1 protein-coding gene and 2 tRNA genes are annotated in these 1,290 nt (G+C 39.6%); 1 reads left to right on the forward strand and 2 read right to left on the reverse strand.

The features are described 5' to 3' along the window. Both ACFIL8_RS10455 and ACFIL8_RS10460 read right to left on the reverse strand, forming a co-directional pair. On the reverse strand, positions 1-620 hold a 620-nt coding region (locus tag ACFIL8_RS10455; RefSeq protein WP_375689713.1), incomplete at its 3' end, for a protein-L-isoaspartate O-methyltransferase. A gap of 220 nt (positions 621-840) precedes the next feature. Next, positions 841-914 (reverse strand) — tRNA-Cys (locus tag ACFIL8_RS10460). A gap of 184 nt (positions 915-1,098) precedes the next feature. Between ACFIL8_RS10460 and ACFIL8_RS10465 the strand changes: the two genes are divergently transcribed. Further along, a tRNA-Asn gene (locus ACFIL8_RS10465) sits at positions 1,099-1,173 on the forward strand. Positions 1,174-1,290: the final 117 nt, after the last annotated feature.

Below are 1,290 nucleotides of genomic sequence, written 5' to 3' on the forward strand. Positions count from 1 at the left end.
TTAAAAGCACGACGAGCCGAGATGATCCCATCTTCTTTTATATAGATTTGTGCAACAGCAGCATTTCCATGCCCTTCAACCACAACAAGACGTCCACAGTCTTTCATTTGATCAAAGATACCTTGAGGAATAAAATCAACAGATCCCTCAATGAAAATCACGTCATAAGGTCCCTCAACGGCATATCCTTTCTCTAATGGACCATGAACGACAACCACATTATCACATTGATTCCGTTCTAAAGCTTCAAGAGCACGTTCAAAGAGAGATTTATCACTTTCCAGCGCAATCACAGACCCTGCAAGTTTTGCAAGCAACGCTGCACAATAACCACTATTTGCACCAATATCTAAAACAACATCTGATGATTTTACAGCGGCAAGCTGTAGTAATTTCGCTAGAGACGCAGGTTTCATCAAATAGCGTGCAGGAACCCCATCTTGCTCTGGACATAGAACAATATCAGTATCAAGATAACTTAACACTTTCATATCTTCCGATACAAAATCTTCACGAGATACCGTTAAAAAGGCTTCAAGAACTGATAAATCCGTTACATCGACTGTACGAATTTGATTGTCAACCATTTTGCGACGAAGCTCAGCAAAATCTGCAACCATAACGAATATTTTCTCCTAACCTACAAAAAACAAACAAAACAGCGACAATAAGGGATAAAGATCTCTTAAACTATGGGCGTTACAAAAAAGGATACTACAGTCAACAATTAGATTTTAACTGTATAATCTCTCATACAAAAGTGTCTTCACAAGAATAGAGGGAAATAATCTATTTTCCTATACCTCATCTCCCTTAAAAGCCGTTTCGTTTAAAATCGGCTGGAGGCCTCGCCCGGAATCGAACCGGGATACAAGGATTTGCAGTCCTCTGCGTAACCATTCCGCCACGAGGCCTCGTCAACAAACATAAAGGTTTCAATAAGGGAAGGCAACGCATCCGTCAAGGTGTAGAAATATTCTCTCGCCTTTTTTCCTCTTATTACACAATTTATCATATTTTTTTAAAAAAAGTAATTTTATCCTTTGCAAATCAGTATTGCTTTGCTATAGCCTTTTCAACGAGATGATTGGGCACCATTCCCCGGTAGCTCAGCGGTAGAGCAACCGGCTGTTAACCGGTTGGTCGCTGGTTCGAATCCGGCCCGGGGAGCCACTTTTCTTTTATTCCACGTAGTTTATTGTTTTTTCTAAAGTTTTTAGACATGAGGGATTCGTTAATAAAAGTAATGGAATAGGATTTTTGCAATAAAGTAGAAACGCAATATCCTAC

Source organism: Bartonella sp. AP57NXGY, from assembly GCF_042195805.1.
Lineage (GTDB): Bacteria > Pseudomonadota > Alphaproteobacteria > Rhizobiales > Rhizobiaceae > Bartonella.